General features: G+C 62.2%; 21 protein-coding genes. 15 read left to right on the top strand and 6 right to left on the bottom strand.

The annotated features are described in order from the left end of the window. Positions 1-8 precede the first annotated feature (8 nt). From AC19YX_RS13360 to AC19YX_RS13290, 15 genes are all read left to right on the top strand, one after another. Positions 9-1,610: a 5-guanidino-2-oxopentanoate decarboxylase gene (locus AC19YX_RS13360; RefSeq protein WP_500606434.1), complete on the top strand. Its 1,602-nt coding sequence runs from the start codon at positions 9-11 to the stop codon at positions 1,608-1,610. 34 nt (positions 1,611-1,644) lie between these two features. After that, positions 1,645-3,228 carry a zinc-binding metallopeptidase family protein gene (locus tag AC19YX_RS13355; protein ID WP_500606433.1) on the top strand — a complete coding sequence of 528 codons (1,584 nt, stop codon included), beginning with the start codon at positions 1,645-1,647 and terminating at the stop codon, positions 3,226-3,228. A 59-nt stretch (positions 3,229-3,287) separates the two neighbouring features. Next, a complete protein-coding gene (locus AC19YX_RS13350) occupies positions 3,288-4,076 on the top strand; it encodes an ABC transporter ATP-binding protein (protein ID WP_020295443.1) in 789 nt (262 codons plus the stop codon). Between the two features lie 55 nt (positions 4,077-4,131). After that, complete coding sequence (locus AC19YX_RS13345) at positions 4,132-4,908, top strand: transporter substrate-binding domain-containing protein (protein ID WP_078472856.1); 777 nt, start codon at positions 4,132-4,134, stop codon at positions 4,906-4,908. A gap of 36 nt (positions 4,909-4,944) precedes the next feature. Continuing rightward, on the top strand, positions 4,945-5,658 hold the full coding sequence (locus AC19YX_RS13340) for an ABC transporter permease (protein WP_500606432.1): 714 nt from the start codon (positions 4,945-4,947) through the stop codon (positions 5,656-5,658). Between the two features lie 9 nt (positions 5,659-5,667). After that, positions 5,668-6,357, top strand: a complete 690-nt coding sequence (locus AC19YX_RS13335) for an ABC transporter permease (protein WP_078472858.1) — start codon at positions 5,668-5,670, stop codon at positions 6,355-6,357. Positions 6,358-6,405: 48 nt separating this feature from the next. Further along, the gene (locus AC19YX_RS13330; protein ID WP_078472859.1) at positions 6,406-7,587 is read left to right on the top strand and encodes a pyridoxal phosphate-dependent aminotransferase; all 1,182 of its coding nucleotides are present in this window, start codon (positions 6,406-6,408) and stop codon (positions 7,585-7,587) included. Positions 7,588-7,679: 92 nt separating this feature from the next. After that, positions 7,680-9,428, top strand: a complete 1,749-nt coding sequence (locus AC19YX_RS13325) for an amidohydrolase (RefSeq protein ID WP_500606431.1) — start codon at positions 7,680-7,682, stop codon at positions 9,426-9,428. Continuing rightward, entirely contained in the window at positions 9,425-10,345 is a 921-nt protein-coding gene (locus AC19YX_RS13320) for a CobW family GTP-binding protein (protein ID WP_421549402.1), read from the top strand. Before AC19YX_RS13325 ends, AC19YX_RS13320 begins: the two co-directional genes overlap by 4 nt. 244 nt (positions 10,346-10,589) lie before the next feature. Next, positions 10,590-11,276: a CatB-related O-acetyltransferase gene (locus AC19YX_RS13315; RefSeq protein WP_153050272.1), complete on the top strand. Its 687-nt coding sequence runs from the start codon at positions 10,590-10,592 to the stop codon at positions 11,274-11,276. 44 nt (positions 11,277-11,320) lie between these two features. Next, positions 11,321-11,872, top strand: coding sequence for a serine acetyltransferase (locus tag AC19YX_RS13310; protein WP_500606430.1), 552 nt, complete (start codon positions 11,321-11,323; stop codon positions 11,870-11,872). Positions 11,873-12,716: 844 nt separating this feature from the next. Continuing rightward, a complete protein-coding gene (locus AC19YX_RS13305) occupies positions 12,717-13,025 on the top strand; it encodes a type II toxin-antitoxin system TacA family antitoxin (RefSeq protein WP_500606429.1) in 309 nt (102 codons plus the stop codon). Next, a complete protein-coding gene (locus AC19YX_RS13300; RefSeq protein ID WP_500606428.1) occupies positions 12,983-13,501 on the top strand; it encodes a hypothetical protein in 519 nt (172 codons plus the stop codon). The genes AC19YX_RS13305 and AC19YX_RS13300 overlap by 43 nt, the downstream gene beginning before the upstream one ends. Positions 13,502-14,139: 638 nt before the next feature. Beyond that, on the top strand, positions 14,140-14,391 hold the full coding sequence (locus AC19YX_RS13295; protein WP_500606427.1) for a hypothetical protein: 252 nt from the start codon (positions 14,140-14,142) through the stop codon (positions 14,389-14,391). 25 nt (positions 14,392-14,416) lie between these two features. Continuing rightward, the gene (locus AC19YX_RS13290; protein ID WP_500606426.1) at positions 14,417-14,692 is read left to right on the top strand and encodes a hypothetical protein; all 276 of its coding nucleotides are present in this window, start codon (positions 14,417-14,419) and stop codon (positions 14,690-14,692) included. A gap of 908 nt (positions 14,693-15,600) precedes the next feature. Here the strand turns inward: AC19YX_RS13290 and AC19YX_RS13285 are convergent. From AC19YX_RS13285 to AC19YX_RS13260, 6 genes are read right to left on the bottom strand one after another with little or no spacing between them, the layout of a single operon-like run. Further along, positions 15,601-16,578, bottom strand: a complete 978-nt coding sequence (locus AC19YX_RS13285) for a hypothetical protein (protein ID WP_500606425.1) — start codon at positions 16,576-16,578, stop codon at positions 15,601-15,603. Next, a complete protein-coding gene (locus tag AC19YX_RS13280; protein ID WP_500606424.1) occupies positions 16,551-17,255 on the bottom strand; it encodes a hypothetical protein in 705 nt (234 codons plus the stop codon). The genes AC19YX_RS13285 and AC19YX_RS13280 overlap by 28 nt, the downstream gene beginning before the upstream one ends. Then, positions 17,252-17,803: a baseplate complex protein gene (locus tag AC19YX_RS13275; RefSeq protein ID WP_500606423.1), complete on the bottom strand. Its 552-nt coding sequence runs from the start codon at positions 17,801-17,803 to the stop codon at positions 17,252-17,254. Before AC19YX_RS13275 ends, AC19YX_RS13280 begins: the two co-directional genes overlap by 4 nt. Continuing rightward, positions 17,800-18,723: a hypothetical protein gene (locus tag AC19YX_RS13270; protein ID WP_500606422.1), complete on the bottom strand. Its 924-nt coding sequence runs from the start codon at positions 18,721-18,723 to the stop codon at positions 17,800-17,802. Before AC19YX_RS13270 ends, AC19YX_RS13275 begins: the two co-directional genes overlap by 4 nt. Continuing rightward, positions 18,720-19,094 (bottom strand): tail fiber assembly protein, encoded by a 375-nt coding sequence (locus tag AC19YX_RS13265; protein ID WP_194237411.1) that lies wholly within the window; start codon positions 19,092-19,094, stop codon positions 18,720-18,722. The genes AC19YX_RS13270 and AC19YX_RS13265 overlap by 4 nt, the downstream gene beginning before the upstream one ends. Further along, entirely contained in the window at positions 19,091-21,025 is a 1,935-nt protein-coding gene (locus AC19YX_RS13260) for a phage tail protein (RefSeq protein WP_500606421.1), read from the bottom strand. The genes AC19YX_RS13265 and AC19YX_RS13260 overlap by 4 nt, the downstream gene beginning before the upstream one ends. Positions 21,026-21,034 lie beyond the last annotated feature (9 nt).

Genomic DNA, 21,034 nt, shown 5'->3' with positions numbered 1-21,034 from the left:
GAGCTCCCATGGTCAGTTGTGCCCAGGCGTTGGTCCGGTTGCTTGAAGGCTATGGCGTGGAGTCGGTATTCGGCATTCCAGGCGTGCATACGGTCGAGCTTTATCGTGGGTTGCACGGCAGTTCCCTGCGTCATGTCAGCCCGCGCCATGAACAGGGTGCCGGCTTCATGGCCGACGGTTACGCCCGTGCCAGCGGCAAGCCGGGGGTGTGTTTCATCATTACCGGCCCCGGCATGACCAACATCCTCACGGCCATGGGCCAGGCCTACGCCGACTCGGTGCCGATGCTGGTGATTTCCACCACCAGCCGCCGCGAGCATCTGCGCCTGGGCCACGGTTACCTGCATGAGATGCCTGACCAGCGTGCCATGGTCGCCGGGGTCTGCGCCTTCAGCCACACCCTGCAACGCCCGCAGGAACTGCCGGAACTGCTCGGCCGGGCCTTTGCCCTGTTCGGCTGCTCGCGTCCGCGCCCGGTGCATATCGAGATCCCGCTGGATGTACTGGAAATGCCGGCCGACGACCTCGACCTGCGCCCCCGCGCCCTGCCCCAGGCGCCCGCACCGGCGGCCGAAGCCATTGCCAGCGCGGTGCAGTTGCTGAGTCAGGCGCGCAAGCCGTTGATCCTTGCCGGAGGCGGCGCACGTCGCGCCGCGGGTGCATTGCGCGCCCTGGCCGAACGCTTGCAGGCACCGGTGGCGCTGACCACCAACGCCCGAGGCCTGCTGCCCCCGGAACACCCGTTGCTGCTTGATGGCGTGCAGTCGTCGAGCCATGGTCGCGAGCTGATCGCCGAGGCCGACGTGGTGCTGGCGGTGGGCACTGAACTTGGGGAAACCGACTACGACTTCTTCGGCCTCGGGCCCTTGCGCCTGAACGCACCCTTGATTCGGCTGGACATCGATCCGCTGCAGATTCTCGGCGCCCTGCGGGCCGACATCGGCCTGCTGGGGGATGCCGGGCAGGGCTTGCAGGCGCTGCACGACGCTCTGCCGGAGCAGCCTGCGGGTACCTGGGCCGAGGCGCGGGTGGCCGCCGTGAATGCGGCTGAGCGCGCGGGCTGGAACCACAAGCAAGGGCGGATGCAGGCGCTGCTCGATACCCTGCGCGACAGCCTGCCGGCACCGATAGTGGTCGGTGATTCGACCCAGCCGGTGTACCAGGGCGCCCTGGGCTACCGGGCGCCGCAGGCCAATAGCTGGTTCAACGCCGGCACCGGGTTCGGCACCCTGGGCTACGCCTTGCCGGCCGCCATTGGCGCCAAGCTGGCGATGCCGGGCCGTCCGGTGCTGGCGCTGGTGGGGGATGGCGGGGCGCAGTTCTCCAGCGCGGAGCTGATCGCGGCCCAGGAGGCCGGGCTGGGAGTGATTCTGGTGCTGTGGAACAACCACTGCTACGGCGAGATTCGCGACTACATGACCGCACGGGATATCGCGCCGCTGGGGGTGGACATCCTGACCCCGGATTTCGCCGCCCTGGCCCAGGCCAGCCACGTGCAGTACCACCGCGTGAGCGCACGCGCAGCGCTGGGCGAATTGCTGGCCAGCCTGGCCGATACACGGCAGCCGGTGCTGATCGAAGTGGACGCCCAAGCCTTTCTCTCGGCCTGACCCAACAGCCGCGAAACCACCTGGAGTTGTGTGCATGTCTCCCTACAAGCAATTTGCCCTCGATTGGGTCGAACGCCATCGCCAGCAGCTGTCGGACTGGCATCAGATCATCTGGCATTACGCCGAGCCGGCGTTTCGCGAATACAAGTCCTGCGCCTGGTACGTGCAGTTGCTGGAAGCCGAAGGCTTCACCGTGGAGCAGAACAGCGGCGGCATGCCCACCGCCTTCTGCGCCACCTTCACCCAGGGCACGGGCCCGGTGCTGGCGACCTACGCCGAGTACGACGCAGTGCCCGGCAACTGCCAGGCGGCGACCACCCGCAAAATGCCCCGTGACGGCCTGTCGCGCTTTGCCCCGGGGCATACCGACCCGCATTCGGCCCTGGGCATCAGCGCCCTGGGCGGGGCCTTGGCGGCAAAAGCGGCGATGCTCGAATTCGGCCTGCAGGGCACCATCAAGTTCTTCGGCGAGCCGGCGGAAAAACTCCGCGCCTCCAAGCCGGTGCACGCGGCCAAGGGTTACTACGACGACCTGGACGCGGCCATCAGCTTTCACCCGACCTACATGCTGCCGCTGAACAACACCACCACCTGGAATACCCATTGCGGTATTGCCTACGCCTATATCTACAGCTTCACCTGCGACGACCCGCAAAACTGGATCGCCGCCGATCGCTACAGCCCGATCCCGCAAAACCACCTGGCTGCCCGGGCGCCGGGGGCCAACGATGCCCTGGTGCACTTCTACACCCTGAACGAAAGCCTGCGTCGCTCGACCCTGCCGTTCACCGGCCTGTGGAGCTACAACGAGGCGATTCTCACCGCCGGCCAGGCCACCGCCGACAACTTGCCGCCACACCTGTCGCAAATCCAGTACCTGCTGCGCTGCGACTCCATCGAGCAGGCCGAAACCATCTCCCAGGTGATGGACAACAACGCCGCTGCGGCCGCCATGGCCACCGGTTGCCAATGGAAAAAAACCTGGGTCTGCAAGTCCCGCGGCGGCCTGCCCAACCATGTGCTGGCTCAGTCCACCTACGACAACCTGGCCGCCATCGGCGCACCGCGTTGGAATGAAGAGGCCTGTGCCATTGCCCGCGAGATCCAGGTCAACCTGGGCCTTGCGCCGATGGACAAGCCCTTCCTGCCGGCCATCGAGGAGTTGATCGACCCCCAGGAATGCGAGCGCCAGCTGCGCCTGCAAATGCCGGCCTGGCAGAACTACCTGACCTCCGACGACTACCCGGAATACACCTGGCACTGCCCCACCGTGCGCCTGCTGGTGGCCCGGCCGATGCTTGCCGCGCCGCCGGGCACGGTCTACCCGGACTGGGTTTCCAACGCCCTGGGCGGGATTGCCCAGACCATCGACCCAATGATCGATGTTGCGGCCAAGACCATTGCCTGCACCTTGCTCGACCTGTTCGGCGATGCCGACCTGCTGGGCGCGGCCAAGGCCGAGTTCGAGCAGCGCACCGGCGGCGGGATTGGCGGCAGTCGCTGGCAGGCGCCGCTGCTGCCGGCGGACTTCAAGGCCCCGCACCGCTTCCGCTGGCCGGAGTACATCCGCACCGCGCGGGGCGAAGAGTGGTGGATTCCCGCCCGCGATGACGAATGACGGCTGGCTTACGCCGCGCAACCAGAGCAACCAGGGGAGACACAGACGTGCCTGCAGCAGTGAATAAAAACAGTCCGGACACCCCGGTAGTCGCGATTGACGACTTGCACAAGAGTTATGCCGATCACCATGTCCTGAAGGGGATTTCGCTGCGCGCCAACGAGGGCGAAGTGGTCTCGCTGATCGGCTCCAGCGGCTCGGGAAAAAGCACCTTGCTGCGCTGCATCAACCTGCTGGAAGTGCCGTGCAGCGGCAGCTTGCGCATCAATGGCGAACAGGTGAAGTTGAAGACCAACGCCCGGGGCGTGGCGCAGATTGCCGACGCGCGCCAGGTGGAGCGCTTGCGTACCCGGCTGAGCATGGTGTTTCAGAGCTTCAACCTGTGGCCGCACCGCACGGTGCTGGAAAACGTCATCGAAGCCCCGGTATTTGTCTTGGGCGAAGACCGCAAGGAGGCCATCGCCCACGGCGAGCACCTGCTGGAGAAGGTCGGCCTGATCGACAAGCGTGACGTGTTCCCGGCCTTTCTTTCCGGCGGCCAGCAGCAACGGGTGGCCATTGCCCGGGCCCTGGCCATGCGGCCCCAGGTGATGCTGTTTGACGAGCCGACCTCGGCCCTCGATCCGGAGCTGGTGGGCGAGGTGCTGCGGGTGATCCAGGGCATCGCCGAAGAGGGCCGGACCATGATCCTGGTCACCCACGAAATGGCGTTTGCCCGGGATGTTTCGAGCAAGGTGGTGTATTTGCATCAAGGCCAGGTGGAAGAGGAAGGGCCACCGGCCCAGGTATTACTGGACCCGCGCAGCGAACGCTGCCGACAATTTGTGATGGCGCAGGACAACCGCTGACCTGGCTCAAACGGCCTGACCCAACAATAACAATCGATAAAACGAGGGTTTCATCATGAAAAAGACACTGTTGCTTCTGCTCCAGGCGTGCGTCCTGACGTGTGCCGGCGCACCGGCTTTCGCCGCAGACAAGGTGGTGTTCGGCATCGCCCTGGAACCCTATCCGCCGTTCTCCTACAAAAATGGCAGTGGCGCCTGGAGCGGTTTCGAGCCGGACATGATCAGCGCGGTGTGCGCGCAGATGCAGGCCGACTGCAAGCTCAATGAAATGGCCTGGGACGGGCTGATTCCGGCGCTCAAGTCGCAGCAGGTGGATGTGGTGCTCAACTCGCTGTCGATCACCCCGGAGCGCAAGGAGGTGATTGATTTCACCCAGCCTTACTTCTTCACCCGTGCGCTGTGGGTGGCCGACGCCAGCCTCAAGGTCGATCCCACGCCCGAGGGCCTGAAAGGCAAGATCATCGGCGTGCAGGGTTCCACCACTCACTCGGCGTACATCAAGAAGTACTTCGGCGCCAACTCCACCGTGCGCTACTACAACGACCAGGACGACATCCTCGCCGACCTGCGCAGTGGCCGCATCGACATCTTCCTGGCCGATCAATTGGCGGTGGAGCCGCTGCTGGACAGCCCGGACAACGCGATGCTCGCCAGCAAAGGCGTGGCGCCCCTGGACCCGCTGTTCGGCGAAGGCGTCGGCGCCGGTGTGCGCAAAGGCAACGATGCCCTGCGCGAGCGCCTGAACGTGGCCTTGCAGGCCCTGCGGGACAATGGCACCTACGAGAAGATTCGCGCCAAGTACTTCAAGACCGATATCTCGTCCCTTGAATAATCACGCTCTACAGGTCCATCCCCGGCAGGTGCGCTTATGACTGTATCGGAAATCTACCGGCTGTTTTTTGCCGAGGGCTGGCTCCAGGCCCTGGCCCAGGGGATGGTGAAAACCCTGGGTATCTCCCTGGGCGCCTTTATCCTCGGGCTGGCCATCGGCTTGCTGGTGGCCATGGTCAAGCTGCGTGGCCCACGCTGGCTGGTGCTGTGCGCCAACTGCTACACCACCCTGTACCGCGCGGTGCCGGAACTGCTGCTGATCCTGCTGCTGTATTACGCCGGCACCGACCTGATCAACCTGCTGATGGCCCAGCTGGGGCGGCCGGGGGTGGAGGTCAACGGTTTCATGGCGGCCATCGTGGTGCTGGGGATCGTCCAGGGCGCCTACTCCGGAGAGATCATCCGCGGCGCGATCCAGGCCATTCCCCATGGCCAGATCGAGGCGGCGCGGGCCTATAGCATCAATCGCCTGTTGCTGCTGCGGCGCATCGTGCTGCCGAGCATGATGCCGTTCGCCATCGCCGGGCTGTCGAACCTGTGGCTGGTGCTGGTCAAGGAAAGCGCGCTGATCAGCGTTGTCGGCTACACCGAGCTGCTGTCGGCGGGGCGCCAGGCGGCGGCATCGACCAAACACTACCTGCTGTTCTACCTCGCGGTGGCGGCGTTCTATTACCTGATCACGCTGGTCTCCAGCTCGGTGTTCCGGCAGCTCGAAGTGCGCTTCGAACGCTGGATGCCACGACACGTCTAGGAGGCGGGCATGGACTTCAACTGGCTGAACAACTTTTCCAGCGAACTGATCCGTGGCGCCTGGATCACCTTCCAGTTGCTGCTGATTTCCGGCGCCCTGGGGTTTCTGATGGCGGTCGGCGTGGCGTTGGGTCGCTTGTCGCGCAACCCGCTGCTGGCCAACGGGCTGCGTTTCTACACCAGCGTGTTGCGCGGCACGCCGCTGCTGGTGCAGATCTACATCCTCTACTACGGTGTCGGCAGCGTGTTTGCCAGCTTCCCGCTGATTCGCGGCAGCCTGCTCTGGCCGTACCTGCGTGAAGGCTTCTGGTACGTGGCCCTGGCCCTGACCTTGAGCGTGTCGGCCTATGTCGGCGAAGTACTGCGCGGCGGCCTGCGCGCGGTGCCGCGGGGTGAGCTGGAAGCGGCTCGGGCCTATGGCATGCGGCCCTGGCTGGTGCTGCGCCGGGTGTGGATGCCCCGAGCCTTGCAGATGCTGCGCCCGACCCTGGCCGGGGAAAGCGTGATGCTGCTCAAGGCCACGGCCCTGGCGTCCACTGTGGCGGTCACCGACCTGCTGGGTGCGGCCAACCTGGTGCGTGCCCAGACCCTGCGGGTCTACGAGCCGCTGCTGGTGGTAGCGGTGATCTACATCATTCTGGCGATCGTGATCGAGCAGGCCTTCAACCGCATTGGCAAGACGCCACAGCGCCAGGCCTGAGATCTGAATTCATTTAAGCGTTGGCCGAGGGCCGGCGAGGAGTGGCTAATGCAGTATTCATCCGTGGTCAAACGCATCAGCGGCGAGACCGTCAGTGCCTGGGACATCCACTACGCCGCCTGCGACGCCCAGGAGCGCGGCGAGGATGCGATTGTGCTGAGCATCGGCGATCCGGACTTCGCCACCGACGAGGCAATCTGCGCCGCAGCCGTCCAGGCTTTGAAGGAAGGCGACACCCATTACACCCACGTGGTCGGGCGCCCGGCCCTGCGCGCGGCGATCGCCGCCAAGCAGGCAGCCCTGCTCGACTTGCCGGTAACTGCGGAAAACATCGCAGTGGTCGCCGGTGCGCAGAATGGCTTGTATGCCACCGCCATGTGCCTGTTCGAGCAGGGCGACGAAGTCCTGGTGCCGGAGCCGATGTACCTGACCTACGCCGCCAGCATCCAGGCCAGCGGCGCGCGGCTGGTGTCGATCGCGCAGCCGGCGGCGGAGGATTTCCGGCTCAGCGTGGCGGCCCTTGAGGCGCAGATCACCGAGCGCACCCGGGGCATCGCCCTGGCCACGCCGAACAATCCCACCGGCAACGTCTACACCCTCGAAGAACTGGAAGCGGTGGCCCTGGTCGCCCGGCGCCATGACTTGTGGGTGATCAGCGACGAAGTCTATGGCCAGCTCACCTACGACCGGCCCCACCAGAGCGTGGCCACCTTGCCCGGCATGCTGGAACGCACCGTGGTGCTCAACAGCCTGTCCAAGTCCCATGCCATGACCGGCTGGCGCGTTGGTTGGGTGGTGGCGCCCACCGAGCTGGTCGGGCATCTGGATAACCTGCTGCTGTGCATGCTGTACGGCTTGCCGGGGTTTATCCAGGCGGCGGCGCTGAAGGCGCTGGAGCTGGACGAGCAGATCGTCGGCCAGGCCCGTGAGCTGTATCGCCGGCGCCGCGACCTGGTGGTGGCCGGCCTGGGCCAGTTGCCGCTGCTCAAGTGCAAGGTCCCGGAGGCGGGCATGTTCATGTTGGTGGACGTGCGCGGCACGGGGCTGTCGAGCACCGAATTCGCCTGGCAGCTGTTCCGTGCCACCGGTGTCTCGGTGCTTGATGCCAGTGCGTTCGGCGCCAGCACCGCAGGCTTTGTCCGGGTCTCCTTCACGGTTTCCGACACGGCCCTCAGCGAAGCCTGCCGGCGCATCGCCCGCTTCGTCGAAAGCCTGGAGGCCGGCCGCTAGAGTCTGCCCCAACCCCGCTGACTGACTTCGTCCAACGGCGCGAAAACGCGCCGCAGGGCCTCCCTTTGCCTAGAAAAAAGCAGGTGCCGCACATGACAGCCATCGACAACTTCACATCGACCCACTCCAGCAGTGGGCTGTTTGCCGATCTGATCCTCGATAACGGAAGGATCCGTACCATGAACCCGGCCCAGCCCTGGGCTGAAAGCGTGGCGATTCGTGGCGGCCGCCTGATTGCGGTGGGCCTGCGCGGCGACGTGCTGCCGTTCAAGGGCCCGCTGACCCGGGTGCATGATCTGCAAGGGGCGTTCTGCATGCCTGGCCTGCACGATATGCACACCCACCCGGACCTGGCGCTGGCGCCACGCTACAGCGACGATCTGGACGTGGGCATCGAAGACCCGACCCCGGAGCAGCTCAAGCAGGCGATCCTGGCCTACGCCGAGAGTCACCCGGGCGATGGCTGGATTCATGGTCAGTACTGGGTGCGCTACACCTTTCGCGAGGCCGGGCTGACCCCCGGGCGGGCCTGGCTCGACAGCATCCTGCCGGATCGCCCGATCGCGCTGCTCGATCGCATGTGGGGCACCATGATGGTCAACTCCCGGGCCCTGGAGCTGGCAGGCATCGACCGCCATACCAGCGACCCGCGCAACGGCTACCTGGAACGCGACGAACTGACGGGCGAACCCACCGGGCTGATGATCGACGGCGCCTACGCCATGATCCACGCCGCCATGCCGCCGACCCCGGTGGAGGTGCTGCGCCAGGCCTACCGCGATGGCGTGCACTTCCAGAGTGCCCGGGGCGTGACGGCCAGCAAGTACGTGCATGTCTGTGAGCAGCGCCTGCAAGCCCTCAAGGAACTCGACGACCAGGGCCAGTTGACGGTCCGTATCGAAGCGGCCATCAGCTGGCAAGACGATATCTTCCCGGTGCGCCGGCGCTGGGAGCTGCTCAGTGGCGAGCGGCACTATTACCGCAGCGCGCGGCTCAGTGCCAACGCGATCAAGTTCCACTTTGATGGCACCGTGGAGCCGCGCTCGTCCTACCTGCTGACCCCCTGGCCGCAGGAAGCGAGCTGGCGCGGCAAGCTCAACCTGACGCCTGAGCACATCACCGACATGGTGGTCGACATGGACCGCCGTGGCCTGCGGGTGATCGCCCACTGCACCGGCGATGGCGCCTCCGACGTGTTCCTCGATGCGGTGGCCGAGGCGCGCCGGCGCAATGGCTTCAGCGGCATTCGCCATCAGTGCGCCCACAGCACCTTGCTGCACCCGGGCAACCTCAAGCGCTTTCGCGAGCTGGAAGTGATTGCCGAATTTTCCCCGGCGGCCTGGTACCCGACGCCGTTCGCCACCGGCGCCCGCTCCGGCTACGGCCAGGAGCGCCTCAAGCGTATCTATGACTTCAAGGGCGTGTTGGCGGCGGGCGGTATCGCGGTCATGGGCACCGACTGGCCGGTGGCCTCGATCGACCCCTGGCTGGCACTGGAGACCATGGTCACCCGGCAGAACCCGTGGAACCAGGAGCCTGACTGCTTCGGTGAACCGATCTCCCTGGAGCAGGCACTGCAAGTGGTGACCAGCAATGGCTCCTACGCCATGGGCCTGGAGCACCTCACCGGCAGCCTGGAGGTGGGCAAGTCGGCGGACCTGATCGTGCTCGACCGCGACCTGTTCGCCCAGCCGGCGCGCAACTATATCCACCGCACCCAGGTGCAACTGACCCTGGTTGAAGGCCAGCCGGTGTACGACTTGCAGGGGCTGTTCGATGACACCCCGCTGCAGGCCACCTGGCGTGGGAAACCGCCGGTGCTGGAAGGAGAGGGGTCATGAACCGTATTGCCGTGACGGTGATCTGCGGCTTTCTCGGCGCCGGCAAGACCACCTTGCTCAACCGCATGGTCCAGCGCGACGACGCTGGGCGCCTGGCGGTGATCGTGAATGATTTTGGCGAGCTCAACATCGACGCGGCGATCATCGCCGAGGTGACCGATGCCGTGTACAGCCTGCAAAACGGCTGTATCTGCTGCACCGTCCAGGAAGACCTGCTGGCCCAGTTGGTCAGTCTCAGCCAACTGAGCCCGCGCCTGGAGCGCATCGTCATCGAATGCAGCGGGGTTTCCGATCCGCAGCGCATCCTGCAAACCCTGGCCTACCCGCAACTGCGCGCCCAATTGCAGCTCGATGCGGTGATCACCGTGGTCGACGGGGTCGGCTACAGCAGCCTGGAAGGGGAGTTTGCCCGCCTGTCCCGGGCCCAGGTCGCCTGTGCCGACCTAGTGCTGCTGAACAAGACCGATCTGCTCGCCCCGCAGGAACTGGCCGTGATACGCAGCAAGTTGGGGGCGAGGGTGCCGGTGATCGAGACGGTGTACGCCGAACTGCCCGACAGCCTGCTGCTCAGCGACCGGGGCGAGGCTGGCTCGCTGAAAATGCTCCCGGCCGCCACCCGCCATGACCAACTGTTCGAATCCTGGCTCTGGCAGAGCCCGCAAGCCCTGGACCCGGAGCGCTTTCGCCAGTGGCTGGCGCAGATCCCGCCCCAGGTCTTCCGGGTCAAGGGCCTGGTGCACCTGCAAGGCATCCAGGCTCCCCAGTGGTTGCAACATGTCGGCCAGCGCAGCCAGTTCAGCGCCGCGCAAAATAGCGATGCACAGCAGGCGGTGCAACTGGTGTTCATCGCCCGTCGCGGCAGTGAACTGCGCGAAAGCCTGGGCCGCAGCCTGGAGGCGTGTTTGATTGCGGCTTGAGTGACAACGGCAGCGGCTGCAAGGGTGTTCGCGCGCCCGTTGTGGCCTTGCCCGGAGCCCCCGGTTTTGATCGATTCAGGCGCCAATCGGACGGCGCCGAAATCCAGGCGCCGCGCGTCCATTCTGTTTCCTGAACAAAGCGCCAAGTGCCAACAAAAACTCCTCTTGCTGATGTAATGTGCTGCACCGTGAGCGTTGCTCAGGTGGGTGCAGGGCAGGCATATTTCGATGGTCGGAGGTTGTGTTGGGCATAAGGGATTGGTACTGGAATCGCCAGGTCCGGCGGCATGGTTTCAAGTTTGGCACCGCTATTTCGACCATCGGCAAGCGAGCCACGCTCAAGCTGGAGGAAGGCGTACGCATGGGCCAGGTGGACATCGACGTTCGAGGCGAGCTGTCGATCGGTGCCCATACCTACATCAGGAGTGACAGTTGCCTGCAAATGGTGACCTCGATCGGGCGTTTCTGCTCGATCGGTGCCGGTGTGATCCTTGGCCAGGAGAAAAACAACCACCCTGCGGATTGGCTGAGCACCCACCCCTTCCAGTACACCGATACCGCCTGGCAATACGACGCGCACATCGACTTCGGCACCGTCGGCAATGACGTCTGGATCGGGCGCGACGCCATGGTCTTGGAGGGCGTCAACGTCGGCACCGGGGCGATCATCGCCACTCGCGCCCTGGTCACTCAGGATGTGCCCCCTTACGCTGTGGTGGCCGGGGTGCCGGCCAAGCTGATCCGCTACCGCTATTCAGCGGAAATGATTGAGCGCCTGCTGGCTTCAAAGTGGTGGGAGCGGGACATGTCGCAACTCAAGGACCTGCCCCTCAACGACCCGGCTTCCTGCCTCGAGCAACTGCCACAGCTGGCGCCAGCCAACTACCGACAGATCCAGCTGACCTGCAAAGGGTGCAAAGTGCTGCGCTGATGGTGTTCAAATGATCAATCCCGGAAACACATAGGACCGAACGCGTGACTCTTGACCAGTTGTTTGAGTATTGGCGGGTTGAAGTATCCAACAAGAAGAAAGTGGGCAGCCGGACCGGCCTGATCTCCAACATTCTCCGGCGGGCCAGGAGAGACAATAAACTGCGCTTCCTGTTCTCTTTCCGGCTTGCCCAGTACCTGCATCGACGGGGTGGATTCTGGGCCGCGCGTGCACGTCGGATGCAACAAAAGCTCAACCTCAAATACGGGGTCGATATTGATCTGGGCGCAGACATCGGCCCGGGGCTGCGCATTGCGCATCTGCCCGGAGTGGTGATTTCCGGCCATGCAAAAATCGGTCGGAATTTCTTTATCCGGCAAAATACGACGGTCGGGATCAAGACCCTCGGCCTCGATCACTACAACCTGAGGATCGGTGACAACGTCAGCGTCGGGGCTAACAGCTGCATCATCGGTGACGAACTGGTGGTGGGGGATAACGCCACGATCGGCGCGATGTCCCTGGTAAACAAAGACGTCCCCGCCAATTGCACCTTTTACAACGAGCGCAAGACCCAGGTCCGGCCTTCGCGGTAAATGCGTTGGCATCCTTTGAGGTAGGCAGGGGAGCGGGGTGCCGAGTGTTCCGCGAACTTCGCTGGAAGCACGTTTGAATGCTGAAACGTAACGTCCAGATACACGAAAGCCGCGCAATGCGCGGCTTTTTATTTGGTGGGCCCACACGGACTTGAACCGTGGACCAAAGGATTATGAGCCCGCCTTAGAGTCGCGTACTCATTAGGTAAAGCCAGAAGATACGGCGGTTTTAGAATGTTTCTGTGTATATATGCAGCAATGAAATCTTCCTAAATTGGACGGTATTTGGACGGAAAATACTCCCAGAACTGCATCCCAGCTTGGGTCAGATTTCACTCATCGTCCAGATCCTGTGGACGAACTCTGATTATCGTTGCGCATTCACCGTCAAGTCGCACTGACACTCCATGCTGGCTGGGTGTGCCTATAACTGTGCCGTAGCGCTCCTCCCAAGGTCGGCCCTGCTTCACCATTTCCTTCGGTACGCTGACTCGCTTACCGTGCTTAAGCTTGCTGATGTCCATATGGTTCCTGCGTCACAAAAAGAAAAACGAGTCCATGGTAACTCGAACGGAATTACCTTAAACCGCTCATCAGATTTCGTATAGCTTTTTGCGTTACGTGTAGACGTCTGATACACGGCGTGGATATGATCTGCCTCGGGGAAAAGATCCCTTACTCGGAAAGCCAAAAACTCAAAACTCAAAACTCAAAACTCAAAACTCAAAACTCAAAACTAGCTAAAGGTAAGCCGCCATGACTCTTCAAACCAGCCGAGCAACCATCAAATGAACCTAAGGAGGTAAGCCACCAAATCACCCGAACGACCACTGGAGAAAGACCGATGACTAGCTCTCTATTGCCTGCGTATTCAGCTGCAACAGAAAAAACCAAATCCGTACCGCTCAACATGCGGGTCGATTTTAAGAAACGAGACTTGATCGATGTGGCCGCAGCCATCTCGGGAAGTGATCGAACCAGCTTCATCCTGGATGCTGCTTGTAAAAAAGCAGAGGAAGTCATTCTGGATCAACGCCTGTTTGTCCTTGCTGACGATGACTTCGATGCTTTCGAGCAAGCCTTACAGAATAATCCCGTAAGGAGTAATAAATGCGTACAGAAGCTTCTGAACAGACCCTCTCGCTGGAGCTGAGTGCCCCGGTAAAGCTGAATGAGACCCACAATCTGGATCCCTTTGATTGCGGTGAGGAGTCGATCAACGAGTTCTTGAAAAAACTGGCTATCAAAGCCCAGTCTTCTAGGACTGCCACCGTGCTTGTCATTTGCATTAAAGGCACGAATACCGTCGTTGGTTATTACACATTGTCCAACGGGACGATAATGCGGGCAGACGTCGTACCCAAGAAAGCGCAGCGCAACTCGCCCCAACAGCACCCGATTACGGTCCTGGGCCGCATGGGGGTGTGTAAGACGCTCCAGGGTACCGGACTGTCGCTAGATCTGATCCAGGATGCCGTTCTTCGTGCGCTTGCCGCTTCTGAAGAAGTTGCATCAACTGCACTCGTAGTCCATCCGCTTAACGATAGGTTGGTGGGGCTTTACGAGAAGGCTGGATTTCTTCGCTGCCCGCAAATTTCCCCGATCACGATGATGCTGCCTTTCACCTGACTGGTACCGCGCAGCGACTGGCCGCACTCCACTGCGGCCGGTGAAATGCTTTTCCACGTCTTCATTTTCATCTCCTCTGACATCAATACAACGAGCGAACCACGTAGTGCAGGATGGTGGCTAGGCTGTGAAAACGACTGATATCACGGAGAAGCTCGGCTGATATGGCTTGCAGCTGCTTTCAGCGCTCTGCCTATGAGCCGAAGAATCTCAACTTTTGTGACTTATTCAAAATCTGAAAACAGCCAAAAAACCACGCTTTCGCGTTTCTCACTCAATGAAACCGGGGGCTCCAGCCTTGCCCCGTTAGTGACCGTCCGCTGTGCCGCTGTGCAATCGCGCTTCACTTTCCTTCCAAACCTTTCATTTTGTGCAATGGCCGATCCCCTGCAGAGGCCCACAGCTGGCCTGGGCTGGAGGATCGTTTGCACTACATCTGGATTTGCACAAAAAAGGGACACAAAGCCCGTCGGCGGGAGGGGGATAAGTGCTTTTTCAGATGATTTTTTCTTTGCTGATGATTTTTCGGGATTTTGAAGCTGAGCAGCATTTCATCGGGCAACAGCACCGGAATACCCGTCTGCAGATATACTGTGTATGCGTACAGTATTTTGCTGAGCCACAGAGGGCAACAGGCGATGCACGAAGCGAACTTTGATAGTCCCACCACCACGACCAGCGCGACGGCGGCCTGGCAATCTCTTCTGTCAGACCAAACGGCTCTGTTCAGAAACCCTGGCGCCCACCACAAAGCGCTGCTTACGAAGGCCTATGAGCTGCACAGGGCTGATGTGATTGACCGCTATGAACTCAGCGACCTGCTCGAACAAGCGGATGGTGCGCTGGCGTATGCCGTTGAGGAACTGCTTGATCCTCACGGCGACGAATAGGTAGGGGCACGTACTGGTAACCCCGATGCGCCTCAAGGGCGTGGCTCTGGACCCCAAAGAAAGAAAGCGCTATCCGGCAATAAGGGGAGACGTCCAGGTGCATGCGCAAGTTGAGGAACAATTCGGGCGCAGCTCAAATGTCGCACGCGTACTGGGCTGCATGCCGCGAGATCCGGATCCTCTGCCGCGACTGCTGGATGCGACCTTGTCCGGCATGGCGCCGACAGGTTTTGTGTTGACCGGGATTGAGGTCGTCGACGGTTGCGCCTATGCGCAATCCTGGTGGTGCCGGGAGGGATAGGTGCCAGCCAGGTCAGCGCAGAATCAAGGTCAAACCCTCTCATGACTCAGGGCGTAGGGTGCAACACATTGGCCTTGATTCGTTCGAGTCAACGCCAGAAAAACAGGGGCCGAAGCCCCCGCCATTGTTACGACCATTCAAACTTTTGAATGACCCTAAACAGTTTGATCATCCAATAGGCCGTTTGTAGCAAACGAATTAACTCTGCTGGAAGGTAGCGTTGAACAAATAAAGCCATTTTTTGAAACTCCTATGGTTGAATGCTTTGCTTCATCAGATTGATGCTGCATAAGCACGCACTCAACGGAGCTGTTAACCGTCACACTAGTCCGCAATTAATATACTGTTTGCAGTAACTAATATGCTTTCTAGCGTAACTTTCAACGGAGTTCGAATGACCGTAGGGTTGACTGCTCTATGGGTAAGCCCTAACCTTCGAGTTCTCTAGATTCAAAAGTTGTTGGGCGTTGAGTGCTGGAAATCAATCTAACACAAGATTGAGGCTTGGAAACCACTTGCCGCTATCGTAGAAGGGCCGGGCACATGCCCGGCCCTTCTGCATTCTGCGCCGGCGCCGTCCCTTTCTTCGGCCGGCCGCCTCATGACACACACACCAAACCTCGGCAGATAGCGGGTTTACCGTCCCCGGCGCAATTGCAACAGTGGGCACCCTTAACGAAGTGCAATTGCGAGTAGTAATACACTATTGATGGCTTGCGATCCGACGAGCGGTATGCCCCCGGGGATTACATCAAACCGCCCGGGCGCTTAGTTTCTCGGCCGGGCGCAAAAAAACAGCACATAAATTATGCCTATATATTTAGAAGTCTAAGTTTGCCGCATAAGGCGGCCGCTAAATGTGACGTTTTTTTAACCCCAAATTACTCCGTATAGTTTTAACGATGAAATCAAAGCGTGATTGGCTTCATTGAAATTGCTAGCGCCAAAGCTTTCGCCGTATTCGCCGTGAAAGCCGCTGCATCGGTCGGGCTCGGCGTTGGCCCTGGTACGTGTGTATGCGCAGCCAGTTGCGTGTTCATTCGCTGCACCAGGTCGAGCAGATCACACAGCACCTGCAGCACGTTGACCGACTCCGACCCCAACCAGGTCTTGGGCGCCTGCAGGCGCTGACTGATCCCGGCCACGCTTTTGCGTAGGCCCTGGATCTGCTCCTGCATGTCGCCACCCACCGTGGCGTTGTGCTTCTGCCCCACCACCAGGTTCAGGTCGCGGCCGGTGGCCTGGTGCAGGTCGTCGACGGCGGCTAGGCTCGCGGACCCGCCCGACAGCAGTTTGAGCGCGCCCAGCGCCTCGATCGTCTTGATCCCGCCCACTGACTCTTTCGAATGGTCGTCGACCGTCCTGGTGTGGTTCTGGAAGCTCTCGGTGTTCTCCAGGGCTTCCACTTCGCGCTCGATCGCCTTGTCCTGGATCTTGCCGTCTGTTTGGCGCAGCCAGTTGCCGTCGGCGTCGACGCGCTGCTGGCACGCCTCGCTGTGCTGCCACACCTGGTCGCCTTTCGGCACCCGGGGCAGGCTCAGGCCGTGCGGCAGGATCTGGGTGATAAAGGGCTTGTGCGGCAGGCCATAGGCGAAGCTGACCACCACGGTGGTGCCCTCCTCCGGAAAGCCGAACATGCCGGCCTCTTGCCCGCCCATCGGCGCCGGCAGCGGCAGGCCGCTCAGGATCGGCAGCGCAGGATCTGGTTCGCCGTCGGGCAGCAGCACTTCGACGTCGACGCCAAAGCGCGGCCGGAAGTCATCGCACAGCCCGGGCGCCGCCGGCGCATCTGGCACGGCCACCACCCGGCCAAAGCGTGGCAGGTGGTAACCGCTAGTGAGTTCGGGGAATTGCCGCTCTACGCTGCGACGGATTGCGTCGTCCATTTGATTGCCATTTGATTGCCGGCGAGGGTCACGCTGGTGATCCGCTCGCCCTGGTTGAAGGTTGCGCCCGGGCGAAGTCCTGGAAGAACCGCGATCATGGCGCTCTGATTGCCCTGGTAGCCGTCAAACAGCCCGGTGGGCAACTGCAGCGGTGCCCGGGCGCCGAAGAAGCTGTCGGCCCAACTGCCCACAAACACTTCGCCGTCGCCCTGCTGCTGCCAGATAAAGTCGGGGATGTTGAACACCTGGGCCAGGCTGTCCATGGCCAAGTAACCGGTGGCCAGGCTGTAGAAGAACGGCGCCTTGACCCTGGCGTACGGCTGATCAGGCACCCGAAAGCGCAGCCCGGTCTTGGTGCTGATCTCAGCCAGCACCGCCTGCAGGTCGACATGGCGCAGGTTCAGCGGCAGCGGGTTGGCGAGGATCGCCGCCAGTTCGCGGCAGACCAGGATCTGCTGCACCGCATTAGCCGCGGTCGATCGCTCGACGTAGCCGATAAAGTGGCGCTGCAGCGTGCGCTCGTTGTAGCCGATATCCAGCGTTACCAGGCCTTTGACCGGTGCACTGGCCTGAATGGTGAACGTCGCCCGGCCGGGGCTTTTGCTGTCCAGCCGCACGTCGTCGTTGACCAGGGCATAGGCCTGGCCACCAATCGTCAGCACCTTGTGCAGTTTCATGCTTTGCCGCCGCCCAGGTAGTCATCCACCTTTTTCAGGACCGATTCAAAGCCGCTCAGCTCCTGGCCGGCCTCGCCAGTGCCGCTACCGCTGCCACCTTCGCCACCCACGCCTTGCCCGGGCGCCGATTGCGCGTTGACTGCGTTGCCGGCGCGGCGCTTCTCGACCTTTTCCGGGTTCGACTGCTTTTCGGACAGCGTGAACTGCACCAGCCAGGCGTTCAGGGAATCATCCTCCCGGGCGCTGACGCCCTCGGAGAACTGCACCTCACGAATGCCGAAGGCTGAGGCCGTGTCGTTGACGATGCGGTACATCTTGAGCTGGCCACCGCCGGCGGTGCCCTCGGCCAGGCGCATCAGGTCGCGCAGCTGCACCTGGTCAACAAATGGAATCATCAGCGTGACGGCCAATGTCTTGGGCTTGAAGCCCTTGTGGGCCGTTTCGGTGTTGCTGGTTTGGCCTGACAGGTCGTCGCTTTCAATACGCAGGTTGGCTGTGACCTTGAGCCGCTTGCCCCGCACCTGCTGGCCGTCGAGTAACAGCGTCATAGGCCCACCAGTTCACGAACAAAGCTCAGGCCCTGGTGCGACCCAACCAGCAGTACACCGGCAGACAGCACCCATTCGTGCCCCGGGGCCTCGCCCTCGAGCAGGGACCGGCGCAGCTCGGTGGTGTTGCCGGGGCCCAGGATCCGCGCGCGCATGCTGTGGTCTGCATTGCCGCCGGCCAGCAGCGCTTTCAAGTCATTCAATTGTTGATCGCGGCCCTGCTGCTGAGCGGCCTTGCGGCCCGCCAGTGCGGCCAAGTCACCCATGGGCGAGCTGTCGGCCGCGTAGCTCTCCAGGGCGGCGATCTGGCCGGCCATGGATTGCTTGGCCGCTTTGACCACCGTGCAGCGCTCCAGGGGCAACGACTGCCAGCGCGGCAGCGGGCTGGCCTGGGGGATCACCCACTTTTCAGTCTCCAGTTGGGACAGGTGGCGGGCTCGGCGCTCGGTGCGCACCAGGTCAGGGATCGGCAGCAGCGCATTGAAGCGTGCCAGGGTGTCGGCCAACTGGTCGTAGCGCGTGCCCAGGAACAGGATCGACAGCGCGTATTGCGGCCCGATCGGCAAACCGCCGTCGCCGGCGTCGGTGAGTTTGTCGGCCAGCTGCTGCAGCAAGTTGGGCGCGGACAGAAAGCGCTGATGCCCCTGGCCCTGGCCGATCCCGCTTTGAAACGGGGTCACCGCCAGGCACGCCGGCGCCTCGCCCATCTGGCCGGCCAGTGCGGCACGGCCGGAGGCGATCGCGCTTTCAGCGGCGGCGCCGACCGGCCCGGGGTTGGTGCTGGTCATGCCGTCCAGGCCGGCCAGGCGCTGGGCCGTGCTGGCCAGCTCGCCGCCGGCCAGATCCTTGGCCGCTGACAGCTCGCCCATCCATTGTGTGGCCTGCTCGGGCCAACGCATGGTCACCGGCGCCCAGGTCATGGCTGAGCACTCCCCAGTGGCGGTGCCTCGGGCGAGTCCGGCCACTGGATATCGGTCGGGAAGCCTTCTTGTTGCTCAATCCTGTTGAGGGCAATCCGGTACAACTGCCAACGCTTCAGGCGCTCAACTTCTTCAGTGGTCGCGCTGTCCGTATCAACCGCATCGCGTAGCGGCCCCATACGATTTGCGGCCATGGATAGCAGCAGGTCGCGACTCTCCCTCACGGATTCAGCGGACTCTTCACGTGTGGGCGGACGCGGGTAGGTCGGCGGCGGTTGTTTAAGGCTGTACCAGGCATCTGGGCCGACATCATCAGGACCGCCAACCGATACCCAACCCTCGCCATCATTTCTCACTGCGAAACCACTCATAAACTGTCCTCCCAACCGCCAATGTATAGGCGCGACGCCGGTGAATTTGATGCCCAGTAGATGTTCGAGGACTCAAGGAGCAGTTCCCCTTTGACCGACGACGGAAGAAGCGAGCCGCTAGCGGAAATACCGAATGGCGGGGGATTGGTTGGCGAGTTGTAGCCGCCATAAGAGGTATTGGGGGCCACATTGGCTGTTGCCGATGTGGCCAGCGGAAGACTGAGCACCGGCATGATTATTCCGGCAGTGGGCGGGACAAATGCTGAAACTGAAACAGCGACCCACGTCGGCGCCGTCGGGCTGCCCGCACTGCCGCTTGCCGCCAGTGGCATCGACTGGACATTCGATCCGGCTGCCACCTTGTACTGGACATGCGGCCCGCTTTGGATGAACGAAAGGGGGTACTTGGCCCCGTCGTCGGTTCTAACCCAGCCCACGCGGGCCTTATGGGTGTACCCCGCCGGCATCAGCGGTGCCGTGGGGCTTAACGACAGCAGACCGGCCCTGTTTGAACCGTTCCAGATCACCCACACGCTGTACCAGGTGTTGTTTGCGACGGGGCCAGTGTCCAGCCCTCCTGGGCCGAATGCGACAGTGCTAAGGGTGATTGATACGTCTTTGAGCACCAACTGCTGGCCAAGGGCGTTTTTAACGCACAGCTCGTCGGCGGTGAATTTCACATTCGAGTCCAAACCTGTGGCGGATCCCCTCAAGTTTGAGAACGAACCCGCGACGCCCTCGGTGGATACCAGGTTGGAAACGGTATCAATCGTCACGTCAGCGGATCCATCGAAGTTCACGGTGCCGCTCATGGCACCGCTCAACGTGATTTTTCGAGCCGTGGCCAACCTTGCGGCTTTCCCGACCACTGTTACGCCTGACACGATATTGGCGATCGCCGACCAGATCGGCGCGGCCACGGACTTCAATGCCTTGGTGGTCGCCAAAATCGCGCTGCTGTTGGTTTCCGGGTCGTCGCTGATGGCGTTGGGTACGTTCCCCAGGCCCACGTCCTCTTTGGTCGTGGCGCGGGCACGCAGGCCCGCATAGTCGCCCTGGCGTGCTGCGAAGTGCGTCACCAGCGCCCCGTCAATGGCTTCAGTGGGGCGCCGGTCGCTGATGGTGTTGGCGTTGGGCAGATCCGCCAGGGCAACGCAGTAGTGCTGCACGCCGTTGCTGTCGGTGTAATCAGGGTAATCGGCAGCGAATACCACCGACCAGGTCGCCACGACGTTGTTTAAATCCCGCTGTAGAGAAACATCGATCCAAACCGTGGTTGGAAACGCTGGGGGGATGATGGGCAGTACCGATGGACTGCCTATCCGTAGACCGCGCACATAGGCGTGTCCCCGCTTAAGTCGGTACAGGCCGTCGACTTTTTCAACCTGCAGGGAGTTTCCAATGAAGCACGCAACCCCATACAGATCGTAGTTGCTCAGCCTTTGACGCTCATCGATGCCCGCCAGGCGCACGGTAAAGTCATGTTGCCAAGTGCTGGCGTCGATGGTGACGCCGGTCAGCGCCTGGGCGCCGTCGAACACCAACAGGAAGTTGCGGGTTAGGTTGTTGCCGATCTGCAGCGGCGGGATGTTGCGGCGCTTTTGCTGGAGCGGCACGTAAGCCACGGCAAACAGCACGTTCTCGGCGGTTTCTAGGCCGATCCAGTTGAAGTCCCAGTCGCCGACGTCTGACCCTACCTGCGCGCTGTACACGACCTGGTTAGGGTTCACATAGCCGGCCTGGTCGTCTCCGATCGGCTGGGTGTGGACGATCTGCGCCGGCGCGGGTTTGGCGGCGGCACGGTCCACCGGGGCGTTAGGGTCCAACCCGGGCACGTTGGCAAACAGGAATCGGGCGACTTTCAGCCCTGCGTGTGCGGCTTGCTTCTGGGCGATCAGGTTTTCACCTGCAAGGGTAATGCTGGCTCCCATGGGGGGCTC

Source organism: Pseudomonas sp. MF09150 (assembly GCF_059862355.1).
Note: the sequence above shows the minus strand (reverse complement) of the source record. Positions and strands in the feature narration are given on the sequence as shown.

Coding starts and splice junctions, on each gene's coding strand:
- AC19YX_RS13360 (WP_500606434.1), top strand. CDS start 9: ATGGTCAGTTGTGCCCAGGCGTTGGTCCGGTTGCTTGAAGGCTATGGC.
- AC19YX_RS13355 (WP_500606433.1), top strand. CDS start 1,645: ATGTCTCCCTACAAGCAATTTGCCCTCGATTGGGTCGAACGCCATCGC.
- AC19YX_RS13345 (WP_078472856.1), top strand. CDS start 4,132: ATGAAAAAGACACTGTTGCTTCTGCTCCAGGCGTGCGTCCTGACGTGT.
- AC19YX_RS13340 (WP_500606432.1), top strand. CDS start 4,945: ATGACTGTATCGGAAATCTACCGGCTGTTTTTTGCCGAGGGCTGGCTC.
- AC19YX_RS13335 (WP_078472858.1), top strand. CDS start 5,668: ATGGACTTCAACTGGCTGAACAACTTTTCCAGCGAACTGATCCGTGGC.
- AC19YX_RS13330 (WP_078472859.1), top strand. CDS start 6,406: ATGCAGTATTCATCCGTGGTCAAACGCATCAGCGGCGAGACCGTCAGT.
- AC19YX_RS13325 (WP_500606431.1), top strand. CDS start 7,680: ATGACAGCCATCGACAACTTCACATCGACCCACTCCAGCAGTGGGCTG.
- AC19YX_RS13320 (WP_421549402.1), top strand. CDS start 9,425: ATGAACCGTATTGCCGTGACGGTGATCTGCGGCTTTCTCGGCGCCGGC.
- AC19YX_RS13305 (WP_500606429.1), top strand. CDS start 12,717: ATGACTAGCTCTCTATTGCCTGCGTATTCAGCTGCAACAGAAAAAACC.
- AC19YX_RS13300 (WP_500606428.1), top strand. CDS start 12,983: ATGCGTACAGAAGCTTCTGAACAGACCCTCTCGCTGGAGCTGAGTGCC.
- AC19YX_RS13295 (WP_500606427.1), top strand. CDS start 14,140: ATGCACGAAGCGAACTTTGATAGTCCCACCACCACGACCAGCGCGACG.
- AC19YX_RS13290 (WP_500606426.1), top strand. CDS start 14,417: ATGCGCCTCAAGGGCGTGGCTCTGGACCCCAAAGAAAGAAAGCGCTAT.
- AC19YX_RS13285 (WP_500606425.1), bottom strand. CDS start 16,578: ATGGACGACGCAATCCGTCGCAGCGTAGAGCGGCAATTCCCCGAACTC.
- AC19YX_RS13280 (WP_500606424.1), bottom strand. CDS start 17,255: ATGAAACTGCACAAGGTGCTGACGATTGGTGGCCAGGCCTATGCCCTG.
- AC19YX_RS13275 (WP_500606423.1), bottom strand. CDS start 17,803: ATGACGCTGTTACTCGACGGCCAGCAGGTGCGGGGCAAGCGGCTCAAG.
- AC19YX_RS13270 (WP_500606422.1), bottom strand. CDS start 18,723: ATGACCTGGGCGCCGGTGACCATGCGTTGGCCCGAGCAGGCCACACAA.
- AC19YX_RS13265 (WP_194237411.1), bottom strand. CDS start 19,094: ATGAGTGGTTTCGCAGTGAGAAATGATGGCGAGGGTTGGGTATCGGTT.
- AC19YX_RS13260 (WP_500606421.1), bottom strand. CDS start 21,025: ATGGGAGCCAGCATTACCCTTGCAGGTGAAAACCTGATCGCCCAGAAG.